The following is a 21,220-nucleotide window of genomic DNA, read 5'->3' as shown; positions in this document are numbered from 1 at the left end:
AGGCGTGCCCACCGACTCTGATTCAGCGGGCAAGCAGACGGGGGGGCTCGTATCGCTCGGGCATGGTAGAGCGTCCTCTGAGGGTGATTCGGTTGCCTCTATTTTGGCGACAACGTCAACCAATCGCTGTAAACCCGCCAGACTGATCTTCGGATACTGAGTCGATGACCGATTTATGAGGGCATTATGGCTGGCGCATTGAGACCCTCTTCTCCGCCCTCAAAACCCGAGGCTTCAACCTCGAATCCACCCACTTCTGCCATCCCGAGCGGCTCAGTAAACTCGTCGCGCTCCTTGCCTTGGGCTTCTGTTGGGCCATGCTCACTGGGCTCTGGCACCATCAGCACCACCCGATTCCTATCCAGTCCCATGGCCGCAGGGCCAAGAGTCTGTTCCGCTACGGGTGCGACTTCCTCCGTCGCATCTGCTGCGATTTGGCCCTACGATCTGCCGAGTTCGACCAGGCTCTGCAACTTTTGTCCCCGTACTGAGGACAAGACCAATCGGCGGCCCTTTGGGAACTGCTTCGATTGCGGCCTATGCGGGGCATCATCGGCCTCCGCCGTGGCAATCCCAAGGCTCAGATAAAGACCATAGGCTTATCCTTGAGGGGGGCAAAGGCAGCGGCGTTAAAGCGGTAGAGACTGGCGGGGCGTCCGGCTCCCCGTGAGGTCTTCTGTCCGGTATCTTGCAGAAATCCTAGCTTGAGCAGGCGGGTACGGAAGTTGGAATAATCGGAAAACCCCTCCCCCAACACGGTGACATACAGTTGGTAGAGATCGCCGAGGGTAAACAATTCTGGCAGCACATCAAAGGCGATGGGGCTATATTCCAGCTTGTTGCGTAGGCGTTGATAGCCGTAGGTGAGAATTTCGTTGTGGTCGAAGGCGAGCTGGGGCACCTGGGCCAGGGGATACCAGGCAATGCCGCTGACGCCATCGGCAATCAGCTCAGCGTCCTCAAACCGCACCAGGGCAAAGTGGCTCACCGAGAGGTAGCGCACATCGTAGGCCGTGGGGGCCTCGCGGGGGTCGCGCTGGGGGCCACCAAAGGTATAGAGCTGTTCTAGGTAGAGGGTGTTGACCCGGATTTTTTCGGACAGCACCCGGTAAGCGGCAGCTTCGAGGGATTCGCCCTGACGCACGAGGGTTCCGGGCAAACTCCAGTAGCCCATGTAGGGGTCTTGGTGGCGCATCACCACCAGCACCAGCAGTCGATTTTGGTGGGTATCAACGGAAAAAATCACGTTGTCTACGCCCACCTTAAAGTCGGCTAGGGCAGGTTTTGTGAGGAGGGGATTAGCGTTTTTCTGGAGTTTTCCGGGCATGGGTAGAGGTGGTGTTGGTCAAGGTAGGCTTGCACGGCGGGGGTGAGGGCGAGGTCGTCACAGGTTTGGCGATAGTCGGAGGAGGCCGTATCCACAGGGTTGGGCAGGTGGGCCACCGTTACCCCGGTGCGTTGGCGCAGAAACTCAAGCCCCGCCGCATCGCAGGGATGGCCGGGACGCGGCACGATCAGCAGATCCACCGCCGCAAAGATGTCCTCCGCCCGATACCAGGTGGGCAGTTGCGCCACCAAATCCGACCCAATCACCAGGGATAGACGCGCCTCTGGCCAATGCTGCTTGGCCCGCTCGATGCTGACGATGGATCGGAGGTGGCTGAGTTCGGGATGCACCTGCACCCGTCCGGGGGGCGCAGCCACGTCGCTCACCAGCAGATCCAGCATCCGAAAGCGGTGGCTGAGTTCCGTTTGTTGCGGCTTGAAGGGGTTGTTGGCCGTCCAAACCGCCACATGGTCAAACCGCTCGGCCAGCCAGGTGAGCACGGCAGCATGGCCCCGGTGGGGTGGGTCGGCGCTGGTACCAAATAGGGCAATGGAGGTCATGGGCGTCGGGAGGAAATGGGCGAGGGAGCAGGATGAGCCATGGGGCGACGGGTGCTATCCGTCAAGGCTTGTAAATCAGGGGACAACTCAACAGGATAGGCCGGGGGCTGATCGATGGAGCGCACGGCCTGGGGCAGGGCCGCAACGGACTGGGCCGTGCGGGTGGCAATCTCCCCTAGGGGCTCGACCTCAAACACAGGCTGGCCTTGGTGCATGACCCGTTGCAGGAGGGGCCGCTCTCCGGGCTGCGGGGCTTCCGTCATCAGCCCCAAACGATCCGCCACGGCCTGGGTGCCCTCATAGCGCCGAAAGATTTGCTTGCGGCCTGGGTAGGTGGCTTTGCCGCTGGCCTCTTTCATCACAGGGGTGCCGTCTAGTTCCACCAGTTTGTAGACGCCGTTCACAGGTTCCCCCGTCACCAGCTTGGTGCCCAGGCCGTAGCCATCTATGGTAGCGCCCGCCCGCCGCAGCCGAGTAATTTCGTATTCATCCACATCCCCACTGGCCATAATCAACGCCTGGGGCAAATGGTGGCGCACCGCCTGGGAAACCTTGGCCAAGTCGCCCGAATCAAGCCGCACCGCCGCCACCGGGGGCTGACCTGGCCGCGCCTGAGCCGCCAACCGTGCCGCCGCCACCACCGGGTCGTAGGTGTCGATCAGCAGCGCCGCCCCCGGAAAATACCGATGGAAGGCCGCAAAGGCTTCCTCTTCGCCTTGTTCGAGGGCGCTGAAGGCCATCACTAGGGCATGGGCCATGGTGCCCGCTGGGATCTGCCCCAACTGCGCCGCCGCCAACACATTGGAGGTGGCATCTAGCCCCGCCGCCAAAGCCGCCCTAGCCGCCCACAGAGAAGCTTGGGGGCTAAAGGCCCGCCGTGTGCCAAACTCTAGCAGTCGCGCCGCTGGCCCCGCCACCTCCCGCAGCCGCGCTGCCCGTGTGGCCACCAGGGTTTGGTAGTTGAGGGTGTTGAGGAGGTAGGTTTCTACCAGTTGGGCCTGCCACAGGGGCGCTTCAACGCGAAGGAAGGGCTCCTGGGCAAACACCACCGTTCCCTCTGGCACGGCCCAGACATCGCCCGTAAAGCGCCCTGCCCGCAATAGCTCCCAAAATGCCTCTGGAGCTTGGGTAAAGAGCCCCGTACGCTGCAACGCGGCGATCTGTTCCTCCGAAAACCGCAGTTGGCTGAGGTATTCCAACCCCTGGGCCAACCCCATCGCCACTAGGTAGCCATAGTTTTGCGGCAACCGACGGGCAAAAAGCTCGAAACTGGCCCGCCGCTGATCTAAGCCCTCTCCCGCGTAGCAGGCCACCATGGTGAGCTGATAGAGATCCGTCAGCAGACCATAGTCGGGGGGGCTAACGATCATCGGTGGGGCCAGCGCAGCAGGGGAGGCCATGGCAACGTTAAATGGAATATTTATAGTATTATAAACCAAAATTTCCGCAGGAGTTGGCGAGAAAATCCTAGCGGCACCCAACAGCAGCAACGATGGTCATGCGGTCGAGGGATGGCCTGGGCCTTCTTAATCAGTCTATTGGAGGCAATTGGGGCAAGGATAGAGCGGTTTAGCATCCCCCTAGCATTCCAGCGGCCTAGGTGAGCGGCTCTCTACATCGCCAAAATAGTCAAGCCATTTTCATTCAAGTCCACCAAAACCAGGATTCCTAGTCCCGGATTGAGCCGTTCTGTTGCGGCGGGGGCTTCTATCTCGCCAAAACCTAGTGCCGAAACCGAGATCGTGACTATGATTGAGGAGTCACTGTACACGATTGATCATGGCCATGCCGGGGTCTGCACAGCCCTCAGAAACCGGGTTGTCTCAACCGTCTATCGCTTCCCCTTTTCCTCGGCGGCGGGCACTGTGGCGCGGTTGCTGGCAGCGCGGCGGTGTTCTGGTGCTGGTCAGCGGATTGTGCCTCGGTGCGCCCCTCTCCTCCCTGGCCTGGGCCAATGGCCGTTGGGGCAGCGTGGTCTATGTCAATACGCCAGCGGGCTATGCCCTCAATAGCCGTTGGGGGCCAGGGACAACCTTCGGCGTTCACCAAAAGAATATGCGGGGCTGTCCCCTAGAGCTATCGGGCACCAGCCGTCGGGGTTGGCTACAGCTCACCAACGGCACCTGGGTGGCCAACAACTGGGTGACAACCACGCCCCCTCGCGAACGGATGGCCTGCGTGAGCTTTCCCAGTCGCCAAACCGTGGCCATTGTGACCACGCCACCGGGCTATGCCCTCAATATTCGGCGCGGCCCTGGTACAAGCTATCCCCTGGTTGGGCAGTACGTCCACGGCAGCCGCCTCCCTTTTACCGGGCGCTTCAACGGCAACTGGACGGAACTCACGGACGGCACCTGGGTGGATGGGAGTTTTCTCCAGTTTGCCCCCGGCCAAGGCCCACCCGCCCAACCAACGCCCATCCCAACCCCAACCCCAACGCCCACGCCGGATCCCTACGTGCAGGATTTGCAGCGACGGCTGAGGCAGTTGGGCTATTTGCCGCCCAATTTCGTCATCAGCGGGTTCTACGACGCCGAAACCCAGGCGGCTGTACGCACCTTTCAGCGGGTCAACGGCTTAGCAGAGACAGGCATTGTAGACGCCGCCACCTGGCAAGCTCTCTACAACGCCACCCAACCCCAACCCCCCGGCCCGGTCAGCCGCCAGATGCGCGTCAATGCGGGAGATTCCATCCAGGCCGACGCCTTCTCAGGGCCGGGGCCAGAGCCAGAGTATCGAAAAGTCGCTACCTTTGCCAATGGCACCATTGTCACCACCACGGGCCAGGTGGTCGGCAACTGGACAGAAATCCAGGGCAATATGTGGATCTTTACCGCATGGCTACAGCCCTTATAGGCTTTAGTAATAGTTGCCCACCTTGCGATGGTGAACCGCTGTGAGGCCATCGGGGTGAGACACCTTGCCATCCTGGACGGTGCAGTAGACGATCCAGTGGTCGCTCACCTCCATGCGGCTGGTGACGTCGCATTCTAGGTAAGCCAGGGCATCGGCCAAAATGGGGGAACCATTGGTGGCGGGGCGGGTGCGGACTCCGGCGAAACGGTCGGCACCGGGGGCAAAGCGCTTAAGGAAATGCTTCATCAGCGGCAGGTGCTTGCCCTCTTCTAGGACGTTGAGCACAAAGGTATCACCCACCTGCATCAGGGATTCGATGGCCCGATCCTTCGCCACCGCCACGGTGAAACCAAGGGGCTGGAAGCTGGCCTGGGACACCCAGGAGGCCAACATGGCCCCAGAGCGTTCGCCTTTTTGGGCGGTGATGATGTAGAGGCCGCTGCTGATGCGACCGAGGGCTTTTTCTAGGTCGGCATCGAGGGATTTGAGCTTTTTCATTTTTCCGGCCTGGGCCAGGGCTTGGCCGAGGTCGGTGCCCATTTCTTCGCAGCGCTGGTAGAGGGCTTCGCTGGGGGTGTCTTTGACCCGCAGGGGCGCAAAGGCGGCAGCAAGTTCCAGGTCTTGGAACTTGTTGGCCAGGGGGTCGATGGGTTCGTCGTTGCCGCCGTAGGACTCGAACAGGCCGACGGTTTGCTTGCCGTTAACCGCCGCCAGGATGGTGCCGAGGGTGGCCTGGGTTTCGTTGGCGATGGGGCCAGAGGCGGGGGGCAGACCAATCACCAAGCCCTTGGCCCGGTTCACCAGTTCCGTCACCTCCTGGGGGTCGGCGGAGCGCATGTCCATCATTTCCACCGCCACGCTGGTTTTGGTGATGCCCCGCGCTAACGCCTGGGAGAGGCGGTCGCTATAGCCGTAGTCCGACACGTAGAACACGGCCACCAGGTCTTCGGCCTTGGTTTTCTCCTGGCTCCAGCGCTGGTAGCGTCCGGTCAGTTCGGCGACGTTGTAGCGCAGCAGGGGGCCGTGCCCGGTGGCGATCATATTTACCGGGGGCAGGGCGTCCATCCGCTTCATCGCCGCCAGCACCGAGCGGGCGTTGGGAGCCATCAAACACTCGTAGTAAAAGCGAAAATCGGGAGACAGCACCTCCAGGTCTTCGTCGTAGGTGGCATCGCTGCAAAAGTGCATCCCGAAGGCATCGCAGGTGAAGAGAATGCCTGTTTTGTGGTCGTAGGTAAAAATCGTGTCGGGCCAGTGCAGATTGGGGGCGCTGACAAATTCCAGGGTATGGCCGTTGCCCAGTTCTAGGGTGTCGCCATTTTTGACAATCAACCGCTCGAAGGGACGGTGTACCAGGTCTTCCAAAAAGGCAATAGCGACCTTGGCCCCTACAACGGTGGCCTGCGGGGCCAGTTCCAGCACATCGCGCACTAGGCCGCTGTGGTCGGGTTCGGTGTGGCTGATGACGAGGTAATCAATGGTTTTGGGGTCAATTTCCCCGGTCAGGGTCTTGAGGTAAAGCTCCCGAAACTTGGCGTGGGAGGTATCCACCAGGGCGGTTTTGTCGCCGCGAATGATGAAGGAGTTGTAGGTGGTGCCGTTTTGCAGGCCAAACTCGATGTCGAAGCGATCTCGATCCCAATCCAGCGACCGAATCGTCGTCACCTCTTCGGCGATGGCTTCCACCGCAATGGTGAGGCGCTTCTGTTGAGGATTTGCGACGGCTGCAACCATGGATACCTTCTCCCTACGACTAAACACGCCAGACTAAACCTATCCTATGTCCCTAGCCCGACGCCTTGGAGCCAGGGGCGGGGTAAACCCCAGGGCCAGGGTAACGGTTGCTGAAGTCCTGTAGCCTTTAGCAACTGGATTGTTTCTAATGTAACTATTTTGACGTAAAACGTTAGCCAGCGGGGTCACTATTGCTAATGGCAGCAATGGCATGATCTAATCTATACCCCACCTGATGCCTGCTCGTCGGGCGTTTGCATCTAGTCGTCGCCTTCCTGAAATCAACCATGTAAAATGTCTGACCCTATTCTCGCCCCAGCACTACCCCCATTGCTTCAGGGAGCCCTTACCCCAGAGCCCACCGCCGACGGTTCCTTTACCCTGTTTTCCGAAGACTTTGGCGAGTGGTTCCACAGCCGCGAAGGGGCCTATACCGAAGCCTACACCACCTACGTGGAGGCCACCGATCTTACCCAACTCGCCCAGGCCGACGCCCTGCGGATTTTGGATGTCTGCTACGGGTTGGGCTATAACACCGCAGCCGCCCTGGCCACGGTACGACAGGTGAATCCCCAGTGCCGGGTACATCTGATGGGCCTAGAACTGGATGGTCGGGTGCCCAAACAGGCGGTCGATGCGGGGCTGGTGGATCGGTGGTTGCCGGAAATTCAGGCCATGTTGGCTCAACTGGCCGAGGTTGGGCAGGTGAATGCGCCTCCCTTACAGGCGGAACTGCGCCTAGGGGATGCCCGTCAGACGATTCAAACCTTGGCCGAGGGAGGCTTTCAGGCGGATGTGATTTTCTTCGATCCCTTTTCGCCGCCCCACTGCCCCGAACTGTGGACGGTGGACTTTATGGGCCAGGTGGCCCGCTGCTTGGCCCCCCAGGGCAAACTGGCGACCTATTCCTGCGCGGCGGCGGTGCGGGCGGCGTTTTTGGAGGTGGGCCTACACCTTGGCCCCATTGCAGCGGCGGGTCGTCGCTGGCCCGGAACCCTGGTGCGCTGGTCGCCCGATGGCCTAGATGCCCTTTCTCAACAAGAGCAGGAACACCTGCAAACCCGTGCCGCCGTGCCCTACCGAGACCCCAGCCTGCAAGACAGCGCCGACGCCATTCGTCAGCGTCGCCAGCAGGAACAGGCTCAGTCTGGCTTGGCCCCTACCTCTCAATGGCGCAAACGCTGGCTCTAATGTCCCCTTGATCTATCACTCCAACGCTCCACGACTCTCCCTAGCCACCTTCTCAGCCATGCCCTACTCCATCGATCCCTCTCCGCCCTGCGTCCTTGTCGTCGATGATCATGTTCCCAGTCGGATGACGGCAGTGGCGCTGTTGGCGGTGGATGGCTACCACGTAGAGCAGGCCGACTGTGGCCACGCGGCCCTCAGCCGAATTGCCCAGTGCCCTCCAGACTTGATTGTGCTGGATGTGATGATGCCGGGGCTAGACGGCTATGAGGTGTGTCGGCGGCTGAAGCGCAACGACGCGACCCGGCTGATTCCGATTATTTTTGTCACGGCCTTGGAGGATCGAGAAGCCCGACTGAAAGGCATTGAGGCGGGCGGCGATGACTTTATTACTAAGCCCTTTGATGCGCTGGAACTGTCGGCACGGGCTAGGTCGCTCATTCACCAAAAGCGCCTAAACGAAGACCTCGATCATGCGGAAAAGGTGCTGTTCTCCATTGCCCGCACCATCGAAAGCCGCGATCCCAATACGGGCGATCACTGCGAACGACTGGTGACTCTCGCCCAGGAATTTGGCCAATATCTAAAGCTGCCGCCCCAGCACATTCGCAATTTAGCCTGGGCGGGGTATCTGCACGACATCGGCAAGGTGGGCATTCCCGATGACATTTTGCTGAAGGCTGGCCCCTTCACCCCGGCTGAGCGGGCGATCATGGAGCAGCATGTTTTGATCGGTGAGTCCATCTGCCAGCCCCTCCGCACCCTGGGCGGCGTGGTGCCCATCATTCGCCACCACCACGAACGCTGGGACGGCAGCGGCTACCCCGATGGCCTCACGGGAGACGCCATCCCTCGGCTAGCCCAGGTGTTTCAACTCATTGATATTTTTGATGCTCTTACCCATGCCCGCCCCTACAAACCCGCCTTTTCCATCGAAGAGTCCCTTGCCATCCTGGCCCAGGAGGTAGAACGGGGCTGGCGAGATCCGGCCTTAGTGAGGCAGTTTGCCCATTTTTTGAAGCAGCGGACAGCCCCATCACCCCCAACCAGCGCCAGCTTCGTGAATCGACGGCGATAGGGCTTGAGGTTTAAAGTTGAACTAAAGTGTATTGTTTGGATGTGCCGATGTCGTCTTCCCTTGCCCCAACGCCCATGGATGCCTCGTCCAAAATCTACGTGGCCGGAGCCCGAGGATTAGTAGGCAGTGCGGTGGTGCGGGCACTCCAGGCCCAGGGACATCACAACCTGGTGCTCCCCACCAGCCAGGATTTAGATTTGCGAAGTCAGGCAGCGGTGGAGACCTTTTTTGCCCAGGAACAGCCGGAGTACGTCTTTTTGGCGGCGGCTAGAGTGGGCGGCATCCAGGCCAACAACATCTACCGGGCCGAGTTTTTGTACGACAATCTGATGATGGCGGCCAATGTGATCCACAGCGCCCACCGCCACGGGGTCAAAAAGCTGCTGTTTCTGGGATCGTCCTGCATTTACCCCAAACTGTGCCCCCAGCCAATGAAGGAAGACTACCTGCTGACGGGCTTTTTGGAGCCCACCAACGAACCCTACGCCATCGCCAAAATTGCGGGGCTCAAGCTCTGCGAAAACTATCGCCGCCAGTATGGGGCAAACTTTATTTCGGCTATGCCCACCAACCTCTATGGCCCCAACGACAACTTTCACCTAGAAAATGCCCACGTCCTCCCCGCCCTGATGCGGAAATTCCACGAGGCCAAGCTCCAGAATCAGCCCACGGTGACGGTGTGGGGCACGGGCACGCCCCTGCGGGAATTTCTCTATGTCGATGATCTGGCCAATGCCCTGGTGTTTTTGATGAACACCTACAACGACATGGAATTTATCAACGTCGGCACTGGGCAAGAAGTGTCCATTCAGGAACTCGCAAAAACCATTCAAGCCGTGGTGGGCTACGAAGGGGAACTGGTGTTTGACACCACCAAACCCGATGGCACCCCCCGCAAGCTGCTGGATGTGTCCCGCCTGGGGGCAGCGGGTTGGCAAGCCCAGATCGACCTCAAAACAGGCATCGAAAAAACCTACGCCTGGTTCCTCAACCATGCCGATAGCTTCCGGCGCTAGGTTAGCGGTTGTCCCTGGGAGATTGGCGAAAGTTAGCTATTCTGGGGTCAAGGACTAGGCGGAGATAGCGCTGGCGGTAAGGGCCGTTACCACCCGGTCGAGGGCCACGGAACGGGACGCCTTCAGCAACACCCGATCTCCAGGGCGCAAGACGTCTCGCAGGTGGGTCGTCAGGGCATCATGGTCGGCGAAGGCTGTGGTGGGTACACCGTCAGCTCCGGCCCCTAGGGCGCTGGTTTCATCGGGATCCGCCAGGGTGATCAGGGCATCAATTTTGAGGTGCTGGACGGTTTCGCCCACGCGCCGATGGAGAGACACAGACTGATCGCCCAGTTCCTTCATGGTGCCCAGTACCGCAATGTGCCGCTGTCCCGGCGTTTCGGCCAGCAGATGGAGGGCAGCAGTCATGGACTCAAACCCGGCGTTGTAGGTTTCATCCAGCAGCAGGATGTCATTTCCGAGGTCAATCCTGCGGGCACGGCCCTGGGGCAGGTCAACGGTCATCCCCTGCTGAAGCACGCGCCAATCCAGGTTGAGGGCTTGCATCACCGCCACCGCCGCCAGCAGGTTGAGGGCGTTATGCCGTCCCGGCAGGGGCAGGGGCAGGGCTACGCCGTCCACCTCCAGCACATCGCCATCCCGCAGGGTGCCGCGCACATCCCCCCCCTCCAGGCCAAAGGTGAGGGTACGACCGGGCCAGACCGCTGCCGCCGTTGCCATCAGCCGATCATTGTCGTGGTTGAGGACGGCGATGCCCTGGGGAGACAACTCCGCCAAGAGCTCACACTTGGCATTGGCAATCGCTTGCTCTGAGCCCAGTCGCCCAATGTGGGCCGTCCCCACGTTGGTAATCACCGCCACATCGGGCTGAGCCACCTGGGCCAGCACCGCAATTTCCCCCGGCCCCCGCATACCCATTTCAATCACGCCAAAGTCGTGGTCGGGCTGAAGTTGGAGCAGCGTTTTGGGCACGCCGATGTCGTTGTTGTAGTTGGCCTGGGTTTTGAGGACGGAGCCTTGGGTGGCCAGGGCAGCGGCAATCAGTTCCTTGGTGGTGGTTTTGCCGACGGAGCCCGTTACCGCCACGATTTTGGCCCGTTGTTGACCGCGCCACCACTGGCCTAGGCGTTGATAGGCCGCTAGGGTATCCGGTACCGCAAGGCAGGGAAAGTCTGCCCGTTCCCGACCTACCTGCACCACCGCTGCCACCGCGCCCTGGGCCATGGCGGTTTCCAGGAAATCATGGCCGTCAAAGCGTTCCCCCCCTAGGGCGACAAATAGCGCTCCTTTCCGTAAATCGCGGGTATCCGTAGTAATGCTAGATACCTTCTGTTCCCAGATAGCTGGAGATAGCGCGTGAAGGGGGGATTGTAAAATCTTTGCTAAGCTGCCCACGGAGGCTACGTCGGTCATTCCTAATCCTATCCTCAGGGATTCTCCCTACCAAGGCACAGTGCTTTACATTGCTAGCAAAGAAAGCAGATTAATTGTAAAGTTATCACGGTCTCAATCTCGAATTCGTGTTTTCTCCCCTGTAGAGACGAATAGGGCGTTAAGTTTGACGGGGGCACACCAGAAACGACCGGAGTTTTAGACCTACCGCAGGTACTCCCCGTGGTGTCGTCCATCCCCGTCGTCCTAGCCACCCTCGTGTTGGGCTAACCTTGACGTCATGGATAGGATGCTTTCCTCACCTTGCTCGAAAAAATACGCAATCTCCTAGAGTGTGATGCCTCTGTGATCTGGTGTAAAAACTGACGCAGCCGTTCCCTACTTTCCGCTTAGATAGAGTTAGAGGTTTTCCACTGCCATCCTGTGCATCTTCCACCTGTCCCCTATTTCCCTCAGTCCTCCACCATGGTCTCGTTTTCGTCTCTCTAGATCCCAATCAGGGTCGTAATCCCCAGGCAAGGGCGGTAAACCCGTGAAAACTAAAGCAACCCACAACCACCGCATCACTACCGCAGATGAGGAGTTCCTGTACAATCATCTGCTGGGTTGTGTTGGATCCGAATCGCCCGACGTTCTGGTTGGGCGATTTCAGTCGCTGTTTATTGATGGCTTTGGCTACCCCGACCGCGACGTCCTCACCGCTCTAGACAATATTTTGGCGTCTCCAGAAATTGAGGAATACTTCCGCTTCGTCCTCAACCGCTGCTGCCATATTTTTATTAACCGCTGGCAAACCCACCCCCAGCTTCAGCCCGCTATCCTCAACCTCGTCAACCTCTTTGAGGCCGAGCCCGCCGCCACCAGTCGGGTTTCTGAAATGTCTCGTTCTCGCTCTATGCGCCGAATTCGGCAAGCGGCGAAGGAATTTCGGGAAACCGAGCAATACCTAGCTCTCCGTCGTTTGGCCCGCATCATTGAGTCTCGCCAAGCCGCCAAGGCCAAGCCAGACGAAGCCGATGCTGTGGTTCCCCTTGGGTCTCTCATCAATCGCTACCCCTACCTCTATGAGCACTGCCTCGTCACCGAGGATAGCGACCTCCAGCACCAGCAGATTGTGCGAACGATGCAGGCCGAAGCCCAGCATCAGTTTGAGGTAGACCTCTCCCACTACGTCACCTACCGGATGCGCCAGCGGCAGCTCCATCGGCTGGGGCAGGTTCAGGCCATTGATCGGCTGCGGGTGATCCAAAATCCCACCCTGCTGACGGATCGAGAACTGGTGACGTCGCTCAAACAGTTTGCCCGCCACCGGGATCCGGGGCAAAGCCTCAGCTACCGAGACACGGCCCAGCGGTTTCTCACCAATCATCCCCAGGGCAGCACTTTCCGAGACTTCAAGGCCGACCTATTTGACTACATCATGGCCGACGTGGAACCCGGTTATGGCCAGCGCCAGTTTAAGAGTATGCTGCATGACCACCTGTTCGGCACCTTCTCCGACAGCGACAACAAGCCCGTGGATGACTTTTTGCGGGTGCGAACCTGTAGCAACCTATTTAACTTCCTGGTGGTCGATCCCAACGCAGGCAAGCAGCACTACGTTTTTATCGATCTCATCAACAACCTCGGCCCCATCAACACCACTGGGCTGTTACTGCGGATTTTGCTGATTTGCCAAAAGGTGCGACCGTTCCTAGATCGCCGCTTCTCCCTCCTCTTCAACCACTACGAAACCGCCTCCAGCGAAGCGGTAGACTGGCTGGTGAAAGTGCTGGAAAACGTCAACATCGCCCTTAGTATCAACTTTGGCACCCTGGATCTATCCCATCTGGGCTCCCGTTAGGGGCATGAAGGCTGGGGGAGGCGAACGGCCTGGGAAAATCGCGCCCTAGGAAATCCGTGGGAGCAATGCCAGACTTCAGGCCAGCGGTGTCCCTCATTCTGGCCTCCCCAGGGCAAGGGATCGGAAGTCCTGTGGGAGAATGGCAACGGTTGTTTATCGAGCTTTCCATGAGCGGCGACACCATTTTTGGCAAAATTATTCGCCGGGAAATTCCCGCCACCATCGTCTACGAAGACGATCTCTGCCTTGCTTTTCGAGACATTGTCCCCCAGGCCCCGACCCATATTCTGGTTATTCCCAAGCAGCCTATCCCCAGTTTGGCCGATGTCACCGCCGAGGATAAAGCCGTGCTGGGGCATATCTTGATCACCATCAAGCAGATCGCTGACCAAGAGGGGCTGACCGAAAAGGGCTATCGGGTTGTTACCAACATTGGCGAAGAGGGCGGACAAACCGTGTTCCACCTACATTTTCACCTGATGGGTGGGCGGGGTATGCATTGGCCACCGGGCTGATGCGTTACCTTTTGCAACGGAAATACAGATTGTGATCGCAAAAATATTTCGTTTTACAACAGGCTATTTACTTTTGTACAACGAAATAAACTTTTCTGATCGGGGCTTTTGAAATTGCGAGGGAAACTTTACGATGGCCAACAGGATAGGCATCCTTAATCATTCTCTATCCTGTTCGGCTCTTATTCATTTATTGGCTTTTTAATCATGACGACTTCCCTTCGTTCCCGCGATAGCGTGGGCATCTGGGAGCAGTTTTGTCAGTGGATTACCAGCACCGAAAACCGCCTATATATTGGCTGGTTCGGTGTGATTATGATCCCCACCCTGCTAACTGCAACCATCTGCTTTGTAATCGCCTTCATCGCGGCCCCTGCGGTTGACATCGACGGCATTCGTGAGCCCGTAGCGGGTTCTTTGATGTTTGGCAACAACATCATTTCTGGCGCGGTTGTGCCTTCTTCCAACGCCATTGGTCTACACTTCTACCCCATCTGGGAAGCCGCTTCCCTGGATGAGTGGCTGTACAACGGTGGCCCCTACCAGTTGATCATTTTCCACTTTTTGATCGGTTGCTTCTGCTACCTCGGTCGTCAGTGGGAACTGAGCTACCGTCTGGGGATGCGCCCCTGGATTTGCGTGGCCTACTCCGCGCCCCTGGCCTCTGCCACCGCTGTGTTCCTGATCTACCCCATCGGCCAAGGCTCCTTCTCTGACGGGATGCCCCTGGGGATTTCCGGTACCTTCAACTTCATGCTGGTGTTCCAAGCAGAGCACAACATCCTGATGCACCCCTTCCATATGCTGGGGGTGGCGGCTGTGTTCGGTGGCAGCTTGTTCTCCGCCATGCACGGCTCTCTGGTGACGTCCTCTCTGGTGCGTGAAACCACCGAGACCGAATCTCAGAACTACGGCTACAAGTTTGGCCAAGAGGAAGAGACCTACAACATCGTGGCCGCCCACGGCTATTTCGGTCGGTTGATCTTCCAATACGCCAGCTTCAACAACAGCCGTTCTCTGCACTTCTTCCTGGGCGCATGGCCCGTGGTTGGCATCTGGTTCACCGCCCTGGGCATCAGCACCATGGCCTTCAACCTGAACGGGTTCAACTTCAACCAGTCCATCCTGGACAGCCAAGGCCGCGTGATTGGCACCTGGGCGGACGTGATCAACCGCGCCAACCTGGGCATGGAAGTGATGCACGAGCGCAATGCTCATAACTTCCCCCTCGACCTGGCCTCTGCGGGTGAAGTTACCCCCGTCACCCTCCAAGCCCCTGTGATCAACGGCTAGTTTCTAGTGACTTAGTCCTTGACGGTGTTTCAAAACAGCGCTTCCTTGCCGAGGAAGCGCTGTTTTCGTAAGAACTTCTGGCAGAATTGAGAGCCTATTTGTCTCAACTGTGATGATTTCCTTAAAACCTAAGATTGCCGGATCTATTCATAGGAAAATGGTGGCGATAAAAATACTCATCAATCACTCATTAGAGGATATTCAATATGGATGAAACTATGAGCACTTCTCGTGGAAAGTGCCCGATAATGCACGGTGCTGTCACTACACCCAGCATGGCCCAGATGGATTGGTGGCCCAAGGCGCTAAATCTGGATATTTTGAGCCAGCATGATAGCAAAACGAATCCCCTAGGCACTAACTTTAACTATCGGGAGGAAGTTAAGAAACTTGACGTTGAGGCCCTTAAGCAGGATTTACACGCCCTGCTGACCGATAGCCAACCCTGGTGGCCAGCGGATTGGGGCCACTATGGCGGGCTGATGATTCGCCTTACTTGGCACGCGGCAGGTACGTATCGGATTGCTGACGGACGCGGCGGGGCAGGCACCGGAAATCAGCGGTTTGCGCCGCTCAATTCTTGGCCCGATAATACCAATTTGGATAAGGCTCGTCGGCTGCTGTGGCCAATCAAAAAGAAGTACGGCAACCAACTGAGCTGGGCCGATTTAATCGCCTATGCGGGTACGATTGCCTACGAATCGATGGGCCTCAAAACCTTTGGCTTTGCCTTTGGTCGGGAGGACATTTGGCATCCCGAAAAAGATATTTATTGGGGTTCTGAAAAGGAATGGTTGGCCCCCAGCGACAATCCCCACAGCCGCTATTCCGGCGAGCGGGATTTGGACAATCCCCTGGCGGCGGTGATGATGGGGCTGATCTACGTCAACCCCGAAGGCGTGGACGGCAACCCCGACCCGCTGAAGACCGCCCATGATGTGCGCGTCACCTTTGCCCGCATGGCCATGAACGACGAGGAAACCGTGGCCCTTACCGCTGGGGGGCATACGGTGGGCAAGTGCCACGGCAATGGCGATGCGGCGCTGCTGGGGGCAGAACCGGAGGGGGCTGAGGTCGAAGAACAGGGCCTCGGCTGGAACAAAAAAAACGGGCGCGGCATTGGCCGAGATGCCGTTACCAGCGGTATTGAAGGGGCTTGGACACCCCACCCCACCCAGTGGGACAACGGCTATTTTCATATGCTGCTGAACTACGACTGGGAACTGAAGAAGAGTCCCGCCGGGGCGTGGCAGTGGGAGCCGATCAACCCCAAGGAGGAAGATTTGCCCTTAGATGTGGAGGATCCCAGCATTCGCCGCAACCTGGTGATGACCGACGCCGACATGGCGATGAAGATGGATCCGGAATACCGCCAGATTTCCGAGCGGTTCTACCAGGATCCGGCCTACTTCTCAGAGGTCTTTGCACGGGCTTGGTTCAAGCTTACCCACCGGGATATGGGGCCAAAGGCGCGGTACATCGGCCCCGACGTGCCCCAGGAAGACCTGATTTGGCAAGATCCGGTGCCCGCCGGACATGCCCACTACGACGTGCCAGCGGTGAAGCATCGGATCGCCGCCAGTGGTCTCAGCATCCGCGAGATGGTGTGTACGGCTTGGGATAGCGCCCGGACGTTCCGGGGTTCCGATAAGCGCGGAGGGGCCAACGGTGCCCGCCTTCGCCTTGCGCCCCAAAAGGACTGGGTGGGCAACGAGCCGGATCAACTGGCCAGGGTGCTGTCGGTGCTGGAGGGCATCGCCGCCGAAACCGGGGCCAGCGTGGCGGATGTGATTGTCCTGGCGGGCAATGTCGGCATTGAGCAAGCGGCTAAGGCGGCTGGGGTGGAGATCACCGTGCCCTTTTCCCCGGGTCGAGGCGATGCCACGGCAGAGATGACCGATATCGAGTCCTTCGAGCCGCTGGAACCTGTCCACGATGGCTACCGCAACTGGCTCAAACAGGACTACGCCGTGCAGCCCGAAGAACTGTTGCTCGACCGTACCCAACTGATGGGATTGACCGCCCCAGAAATGACCGTACTGCTAGGCGGAATGCGGGTTTTGGGTACCAATCACGGCAACACCAAGCACGGCGTGTTCACCGACCGAGAAGGGGCGCTGACCAACGATTTCTTCGTCAACCTGACGGACATGGCCTACGAGTGGAAGCCCGCTGGTAAAAACCTGTACGAGATCTGCGACCGCCAGACCGGACAGGTGAAATGGACGGCCACCCGGGTGGATCTGGTTTTTGGGTCTAACGCCATCCTACGGGCCTACGCCGAGGTCTATGCCCAGGACGACAGCCATGGCAAGTTTGTCCAAGACTTTGTATCCGCTTGGACGAAGGTAATGAATGCCGACCGTTTTGATTGAGCCTAGTTGCGACGGATACGACTACGGATACGACTACGGATACGGATACGGCTGTCGAAGCTAGGACTCAAGCTAACAGACGGCTATTGGCAAGGTGCGCCCCTGGAAAAGGGGCGCTTTTTGTCCTATGTCCAGACCCGATTCCTGCGTTCTGACTCGCTTGACGATAAAAGCCGCGACGAGAGAGCCAAGGGGTTATCCTGATGGGAGTGAGGAGATTGCTTCTAGAATTCCGTGAATTCCCTAGCGGGTTAAGGGGGAGTTCAGTATGCCATTGGCCCACCCCATGTTTCCAGAACCCAATTCGCAGAAGGATGCCGAGACCCTGTATCGCGCCCTGTTTGAGGCTATGGAGGAGGGCGTGTGTCTCTTTGAGCGAGGCCCCCTGCGGCCCGATGGTTGGCACGACTACACCTATGTAGCCATGAACCCGGCAATGCAGGCGATGTTTGGCATTGCGGATCTCAGTGGTGAATCTATCCACGCCCACTTTCCAGAGGAATTTAAGGCGTGGCACAACCACTATGACCGCGTACTAGAAACCGGAGCTTCGATGCGGCTGGAGTGGGAAGCCCAGCCCCAGGGCCAAGCCTGTCAGGGGCAAGCCCCTCATGCCCTAGCCTCTCAGCACAAGGTCTTTGAGGTATTTCTCACCCGCGTGGGGGATAGGGCAGGCTATCGGTTGCTGGCCGTGATCCAGGATGTGACCCCTCGCAAGCGCACCGAACGCAACCTCGCCTTTTTGGCAGACTTGACTAGCGATCTTTCCCGCCTGTCCACCGCCGATGCCATTATGCGCACTGTGGGAACCAAGGTGGGGGCTTATCTGCAAGCGACCCTCTGTTTGTTTGCCCACATTGACGAAGTGGCCGACCAGATCACCATCCACTACACCTGGCACAGCGTGGATACGCCCGATGTCGCTGGGGTGCATCGGCTGTCAGAATTCATCACCGATGATTTTCGGCAGGCGGCACGGGATGGCAACACCATTGTGGTGAACGATGCCTATCAAGATCCTCGCATTGATACTGATCGCTATGCCGCCCTTCAAATTCGAGCCTATGTCAGCGTACCCTTCCACCGCGAGGGCACTTGGAGCTACCTCTTGAGCGTCAACGATGCTGTGCCCCGGACGTGGCGCGAGGACGAAATTGCCCTCATTGAAGAAATCACCCAGCGCACCTTCCCCTGCCTAGCCCGAGCCGAAGCCGAAGCCGCTGCCCAAGCCCTCAACAACCGTCTCACCCTAGCCCTAGAAGCGGGGGGCTTTGGTTCCTGGGAGTGGGACTTTGTGAACAATCTATCCTGGGATAGCCGGATGTACAGCATCTACGGGTTTCCCCAGGGAGAACCCATGACCTATGACGACTGGTGTCACCGGGTTCACCCGGAGGATTGGCCTGCCCTAGAAGCCCAACTCCATCAAGCGCTAGAGCATCACGGCAACACCCTCTTCAGGGCAGACTATCGCATCTGCCACTCGGATGGGGAGCCTCGGTGGGTGCAAGTCTTTGCCCAGGTGGAGCGTGATGCAGCAGGCCAGCCCCTGCGGGTGGTGGGGATCAGCCGAGACATTACCGAGCACAAAAGCGCTGAATCAGAATTCCAGCGCTTGGCGAGTCGCCTGTCCTTGGCCTTGCAGGCGGGGCACATTGGCTTTTGGCTGTGGGATTTAGGCCAAGGTCTCTTCTGGGATGCCTCCCTCTGCCGCATCTATGGCCTGTCTGAAACGGCGCAAACGACCGACTGGCAAACCTGGCGCAGTCTGGTTCACCCGGAAGACATCGACCGGGTAGAGGCACTGCTGGCATCCGCCATTCAGGGTGAGCCCTACGAAGGGGCGGAGTTTCGGATTTATCGGGCCGATGGCGAACTGAGGTGGATTCAGTCCTCGGCCCATGTGCAGCGGGATAAGCGGGGCCAGCCCATCCACATGATTGGCATTAACCAAGACATCACCGTCCGCAAACAGGCGGAACTAGCCCTCAAGGAACAGTCCAGCCGCCTCACCTTAGCCCTGAAAGCGGGATCCTACGGCATTTGGGAATGGAACCTGGGCCACGACCTCCTCTGGGACGATCAAATTTATCAGGACTACGGACTACAAGATCTAGGACGACCCGTCACCTACCACGACTGGCGGGCGGCGATTCATCCCGACGATCTGCCCTGGGTAGAGGCACAGCTAGAGGCCGACCTCCAGGCCGCCATTCCCTTCAATGCGGAATTTCGCATCCGCCGCCCCAATGGCCAGGTACGGTGGGTGTTGTCTACGGCCAAGCTGTACTGCGATGGCCAAGGTCAGCCCCGGCGTATGGTGGGGATTCACCAAGACATCACCCACCGCAAGCAAGCCGAACAGGATGTTCAGGAGAGCCGAGCCAAGTTCCAGCGCCTGGTGGATGATATTGGGGATCGGTTTGTCATCTTTAGCCACACCGGAACGGTGCTAACCTACGTCAGCGGCGGACTACAGTCTATTTTTGGCATTCCCCCAGAGGCCGTGTTGGGGAAAGAATGGGCAACCACCATCAACTGGTTCCCCGAAACTGTGGATCTGGCCCAGGCCAAAGTGCAAAAACTACTGACCGATAAGGTGCCCTCCCAGGAATTTGAGATGTCCTTCACCCGGCCAGACGGGGACGTGCGCACCCTCCATGTTGTGCAGCACGCCGTTTGGGATCGGGAGGGCAACCCCCTGGCCATTGAGGGACTGGTCGAAGACATCACAGAGCGCAAAGCTACCGAAGCCGCCCTGCGCCGCACCAATGCCGAACTGGAACGCGCCACCCGCCTCAAGGATGAATTTCTAGCCAACATGAGCCACGAATTGCGGACGCCCCTCAACGCGATTCTGGGCATGGCCGAAGGGCTACAAGAGGAAATTTTTGGCCCCCTGAATGAGCGCCAGCAGCGCAGCCTAGACACAATTCAGGGCAGTGGACAGCACCTCCTCTCGTTGATTAACGACATTCTGGATCTCTCCAAAATTGAAGCAGGGCAGATAGATCTAGATTTCAGCGCCATCGGCGTTAGGCCACTGTGCACGACCAGCATCGCCTTTGTGAAACAACAGGCCCACAAAAAGCGCCAGCAGATCAAGACCCTGATCCCCGATAGCTTGCCCGACCTCTATGGCGACGACCGCCGCCTGCGCCAGGTACTCATTAACCTCCTCACCAATGCCGTCAAATTTACCCCCGAAGGAGGCCAAATCACCCTCGCGGCCAGCTACGTCGCCCTCCCCTTCTCTACTGAGGCCCAAAGCCCAGCCCTAATTCATCCCCACGCTGGTCAGGGAGATACCCTGGGGGTGCTGTCGCTCTCCATAACTGATACCGGAATTGGCATTAGCCCCGAAGATGCGAAAAAGCTGTTTCAACCCTTTGTTCAGATCAATGCGGCCCTTAATCGTCAGCACGACGGCACCGGACTGGGGCTTGCCCTGGTCAAACGAATTGTGGATGCCCACGGCGGTGAGGTAACGCTCACCAGTGATGTGGGTCAGGGCAGTTGCTTTACCGTGCAGCTTCCCATCATCGCCCTTTCCGGCACAGCCTCCCTAGGCCAGAATACCGTCGCCGCCATCGCCGCCCCGGCCCCAACGGCACCCACCACCGCCCCCCTGGTCTTGCTTGCCGAAGATAACGAAGCTAACATCAGCACCATCACCTCCTACCTGGAGGCTAGGGGCTACCGACTAATCGTGGCGCGCAATGGCTTAGAAGCCGTCAACCTAGCCATCACCGCCCAGCCAGATGTGGTTTTGATGGACATCCAAATGCCTGACCTCGACGGCTTAGATGCCATCCGCCAAATCCGCCAACACCCAACCCTAACCGCAGTGCCCATTATCGCCCTCACCGCCCTCGCCATGCCCATCGACGAAGAACGCTGCCTCATTGCCGGGGCTAACCAATATCTCCGCAAACCCGTTCACCTGAAGCACCTCTGCCAACGGATTACCGTCCTGCTGGCCCAAGCTGCAACTCGCTGATACTCATGATGCGCTCGTTGCTGTGGCTGTTCTCCGGCTGGTT

The 21,220-nt window shown here is 58.7% G+C and carries 14 protein-coding genes and 1 pseudogene; 10 read left to right on the top strand and 5 right to left on the bottom strand.

What is annotated here, in order from left to right; translation table 11 throughout:
- Positions 1 to 191 precede the first annotated feature (191 nt).
- A pseudogene (locus tag GFS31_RS21100) lies at positions 192 to 491 on the top strand (IS4 family transposase); the annotation flags it as partial.
- A gap of 89 nt (positions 492 to 580) precedes the next feature.
- On the opposite strand, the gene GFS31_RS16740 reads toward GFS31_RS21100, so the two are convergent.
- Genes GFS31_RS16740 through GFS31_RS16730 form a run of 3 tightly spaced genes read right to left on the bottom strand, consistent with a single transcriptional unit; the run spans position 581 to position 3,287 of the window.
- Positions 581 to 1,327 (bottom strand): NUDIX hydrolase, encoded by a 747-nt coding sequence (locus GFS31_RS16740; protein ID WP_198805897.1) that lies wholly within the window; start codon positions 1,325 to 1,327, stop codon positions 581 to 583.
- The gene (locus GFS31_RS16735) at positions 1,273 to 1,887 is read right to left on the bottom strand and encodes a nicotinate-nucleotide adenylyltransferase (RefSeq protein ID WP_198805896.1); all 615 of its coding nucleotides are present in this window, start codon (positions 1,885 to 1,887) and stop codon (positions 1,273 to 1,275) included. Before GFS31_RS16735 ends, GFS31_RS16740 begins: the two co-directional genes overlap by 55 nt.
- Positions 1,884 to 3,287 carry a nicotinate phosphoribosyltransferase gene (locus tag GFS31_RS16730; RefSeq protein ID WP_198805895.1) on the bottom strand — a complete coding sequence of 468 codons (1,404 nt, stop codon included), beginning with the start codon at positions 3,285 to 3,287 and terminating at the stop codon, positions 1,884 to 1,886. Before GFS31_RS16730 ends, GFS31_RS16735 begins: the two co-directional genes overlap by 4 nt.
- A gap of 385 nt (positions 3,288 to 3,672) precedes the next feature.
- Here GFS31_RS16730 and GFS31_RS16725 point away from each other — a divergent pair, with 385 nt between their 5' ends.
- A complete protein-coding gene (locus GFS31_RS16725) occupies positions 3,673 to 4,743 on the top strand; it encodes a peptidoglycan-binding protein (RefSeq protein WP_198805894.1) in 1,071 nt (356 codons plus the stop codon).
- A gap of 3 nt (positions 4,744 to 4,746) precedes the next feature.
- On the opposite strand, the gene GFS31_RS16720 is transcribed toward GFS31_RS16725, so the two are convergent.
- Complete coding sequence (locus GFS31_RS16720) at positions 4,747 to 6,477, bottom strand: diflavin flavoprotein (RefSeq protein ID WP_198805893.1); 1,731 nt, start codon at positions 6,475 to 6,477, stop codon at positions 4,747 to 4,749.
- A 294-nt stretch (positions 6,478 to 6,771) separates the two neighbouring features.
- Here GFS31_RS16720 and GFS31_RS16715 point away from each other — a divergent pair, with 294 nt between their 5' ends.
- The 3 genes from GFS31_RS16715 to GFS31_RS16705 are packed head-to-tail and all read left to right on the top strand — an operon-like array spanning position 6,772 to position 9,759.
- Positions 6,772 to 7,668 carry a tRNA (5-methylaminomethyl-2-thiouridine)(34)-methyltransferase MnmD gene (locus GFS31_RS16715; RefSeq protein WP_198805892.1) on the top strand — a complete coding sequence of 299 codons (897 nt, stop codon included), beginning with the start codon at positions 6,772 to 6,774 and terminating at the stop codon, positions 7,666 to 7,668.
- Positions 7,669 to 7,726: 58 nt separating this feature from the next.
- The gene (locus tag GFS31_RS16710; protein ID WP_198805891.1) at positions 7,727 to 8,743 is read left to right on the top strand and encodes an HD domain-containing phosphohydrolase; all 1,017 of its coding nucleotides are present in this window, start codon (positions 7,727 to 7,729) and stop codon (positions 8,741 to 8,743) included.
- A 47-nt stretch (positions 8,744 to 8,790) separates the two neighbouring features.
- On the top strand, positions 8,791 to 9,759 hold the full coding sequence (locus tag GFS31_RS16705; RefSeq protein WP_317135044.1) for a GDP-L-fucose synthase family protein: 969 nt from the start codon (positions 8,791 to 8,793) through the stop codon (positions 9,757 to 9,759).
- A 54-nt stretch (positions 9,760 to 9,813) separates the two neighbouring features.
- Here the strand turns inward: GFS31_RS16705 and GFS31_RS16700 are convergent, their stop codons facing one another.
- Positions 9,814 to 11,172, bottom strand: coding sequence for a UDP-N-acetylmuramoyl-tripeptide--D-alanyl-D-alanine ligase (locus tag GFS31_RS16700; protein WP_198805890.1), 1,359 nt, complete (start codon positions 11,170 to 11,172; stop codon positions 9,814 to 9,816).
- 511 nt (positions 11,173 to 11,683) lie between these two features.
- Here GFS31_RS16700 and GFS31_RS16695 point away from each other — a divergent pair.
- From GFS31_RS16695 to GFS31_RS16675, 5 genes are all read left to right on the top strand, one after another.
- Positions 11,684 to 12,994 carry a hypothetical protein gene (locus GFS31_RS16695; RefSeq protein ID WP_198805889.1) on the top strand — a complete coding sequence of 437 codons (1,311 nt, stop codon included), beginning with the start codon at positions 11,684 to 11,686 and terminating at the stop codon, positions 12,992 to 12,994.
- 167 nt (positions 12,995 to 13,161) lie between these two features.
- Entirely contained in the window at positions 13,162 to 13,509 is a 348-nt protein-coding gene (locus tag GFS31_RS16690; RefSeq protein WP_198808275.1) for a histidine triad nucleotide-binding protein, read from the top strand.
- Positions 13,510 to 13,716: 207 nt separating this feature from the next.
- Entirely contained in the window at positions 13,717 to 14,802 is a 1,086-nt protein-coding gene (gene psbA / locus GFS31_RS16685; RefSeq protein ID WP_198805888.1) for a photosystem II q(b) protein, read from the top strand.
- Between the two features lie 218 nt (positions 14,803 to 15,020).
- The gene (gene katG, locus GFS31_RS16680; RefSeq protein ID WP_198805887.1) at positions 15,021 to 17,177 is read left to right on the top strand and encodes a catalase/peroxidase HPI; all 2,157 of its coding nucleotides are present in this window, start codon (positions 15,021 to 15,023) and stop codon (positions 17,175 to 17,177) included.
- Positions 17,178 to 17,463: 286 nt separating this feature from the next.
- A complete protein-coding gene (locus GFS31_RS16675) occupies positions 17,464 to 21,177 on the top strand; it encodes a PAS domain-containing protein (protein ID WP_198805886.1) in 3,714 nt (1,237 codons plus the stop codon).
- The last annotated feature ends 43 nt before the right edge of the window (positions 21,178 to 21,220 follow it).

The sequence above is a fragment of the Leptolyngbya sp. BL0902 genome, from assembly GCF_016403105.1.
In the GTDB taxonomy this organism is placed as follows: domain Bacteria; phylum Cyanobacteriota; class Cyanobacteriia; order Phormidesmidales; family Phormidesmidaceae; genus Nodosilinea.
The sequence above is the reverse complement of the archived record's forward strand: the minus strand, read 5'-3'. Positions and strand labels throughout refer to the sequence as shown.